The following is a 1,978-nucleotide window of genomic DNA, read 5'->3' on the forward strand; positions in this document are numbered from 1 at the left end:
GAGGTCGTCGACCTCGATGGCATCAAGATCGTCGGCTACACCAACGTCGCCGGCCGCGTCGCGGCCTCGGCCTCCAGCCTCTACGCACGCAATCTGTTCTCCTTCATCGAGACCATGGTCGACAAGACGGAGAAGAAGCTCGCCGTGAACTGGGACGATGAGCTCGTCAAGGCCACCGCCCTGACCAAGGACGGCGCCGTCATCCACCCGAACTTCCAGCCGAAGGCGTAAGGAGAGATCGCCATGGAGCATGCTGCACAGGTCGTCGACCCCTTCATCTTCCGGCTGTCGATTTTCGTCCTCGCCGTTTTCGTCGGTTATTTCGTGGTGTGGTCGGTGACGCCGGCGCTGCACACGCCGCTGATGAGCGTGACCAACGCGATCTCCTCGGTGATCGTGGTCGGCGCGCTGCTTGCCGGCGGCGTCGCGAATGTCTCGAGCGGCTCGGGCTGGGCACGCGCCTTCGGCTTCGTCGCGCTCATTTTCGCCTGCGTGAACATTTTTGGCGGCTTCCTTGTCACCCAGCGCATGCTGGCGATGTACAAGAAGAAGTCGAAGTAAGCGGCCACCTCGGGCTGAAGGGATCAATGGGGACCTGAGATGAGCGCCAACCTCTCTGCATTTTTGTATCTCGTGGCGGGAGTGCTGTTCATCCTGTCGCTGCGCGGGCTGTCGAGCCCGGCTTCGTCGCGCCAGGGCAATCTGTTCGGCATGATCGGCATGGCGATCGCGGTCGCCACCACGCTGGCCAACCATCCGCCGGCAGACGGTCTTGCCTGGGTGCTCGTCATCGTCGGCATCGCGATCGGTGCCACGATCGGTGCGGTCATCGCCCGCCGCGTGCCGATGACCTCGATGCCGGAACTGGTCGCCGCCTTCCACTCGCTGGTCGGCATGGCCGCGGTGCTGGTCGCCGCCGGCGCGTTCTACGCGCCCGAGGCCTTCGACATCGGCACCCCCGGCAACATCCATCCGCAGAGCCTGATCGAGATGTCGCTCGGCGTCGCCATCGGCGCGCTGACCTTCACCGGCTCGGTGATCGCGTTCCTGAAGCTGTCCGCGCGGATGAGCGGTGCGCCGATCATCCTGCCTGCCCGCCACATCATCAACATCGCGCTCGCATTGGCGCTGGTGTTCTTCATCGTCCGGCTCGTCCTCACCGGCGGCGCGTTAGACTTCTGGATGATCACCATCCTGGCGCTGGCGCTCGGCGTGCTCATGATCATCCCGATCGGCGGCGCCGACATGCCGGTCGTGATCTCGATGCTGAACTCCTACTCCGGCTGGGCCGCCGCGGGCATCGGCTTCACGCTCGGCAATTCCGCGCTGATCATCACCGGCGCGCTGGTCGGCTCCTCCGGCGCGATCCTGTCCTACATCATGTGCCACGCGATGAACCGGTCCTTCATCTCGGTCATCCTCGGCGGCTTCGGCGGCGAGACCGCGGCGGCCGGCGGCGGCACGGGCGAGCAGAAGCCGGCCAAGCTCGGCTCGGCCGACGATGCGGCCTTCATCATGAAGAACGCGCAGAAGGTCATCATCGTGCCCGGCTACGGCATGGCGGTGGCGCAGGCCCAGCATGCGCTGCGCGAGATGGGCGACATCCTGAAGAAGGAAGGCGTCGAGGTGAAATACGCCATTCACCCGGTGGCGGGCCGCATGCCCGGCCACATGAACGTGCTGCTGGCCGAAGCCAACGTGCCCTATGACGAGGTGTTCGAGCTCGAGGACATCAACTCCGAATTCGCGCAGGCCGACATCGCCTTCGTGATCGGCGCCAATGACGTCACCAACCCGGCGGCCGAAGAGGACAAGACCTCGCCGATCTACGGCATGCCCGTGCTTCAGGTCTGGAAGGCCGGCACCGTGATGTTCATCAAGCGCTCTCTGGCGTCCGGTTATGCCGGCATCGATAACCCGCTGTTCTATCGCGACAACACCATGATGCTGCTCGGCGACGCCAAGAAGGTCACCGAGA

At 64.7% G+C, this 1,978-nt stretch carries 2 protein-coding genes and 1 pseudogene; all 3 read left to right on the forward strand.

Annotated elements, in window-relative coordinates:
- Positions 1 to 231: pseudogene (locus tag MOV74_RS37020) on the forward strand (NAD(P)(+) transhydrogenase (Re/Si-specific) subunit alpha); the annotation flags it as partial.
- 12 nt (positions 232 to 243) lie between these two features.
- The gene (locus tag MOV74_RS37025; protein ID WP_018317801.1) at positions 244 to 561 is read left to right on the forward strand and encodes a proton-translocating transhydrogenase family protein; all 318 of its coding nucleotides are present in this window, start codon (positions 244 to 246) and stop codon (positions 559 to 561) included.
- 39 nt (positions 562 to 600) lie between these two features.
- A partial coding sequence (locus MOV74_RS37030) for an NAD(P)(+) transhydrogenase (Re/Si-specific) subunit beta (protein WP_246932337.1) occupies positions 601 to 1,978 on the forward strand: 1,378 nt, incomplete at its 3' end.

The sequence above is a fragment of the Bradyrhizobium sp. SHOUNA76 genome, from assembly GCF_023006445.1.
Taxonomy (GTDB): Bacteria; Pseudomonadota; Alphaproteobacteria; order Rhizobiales; family Xanthobacteraceae; genus Bradyrhizobium.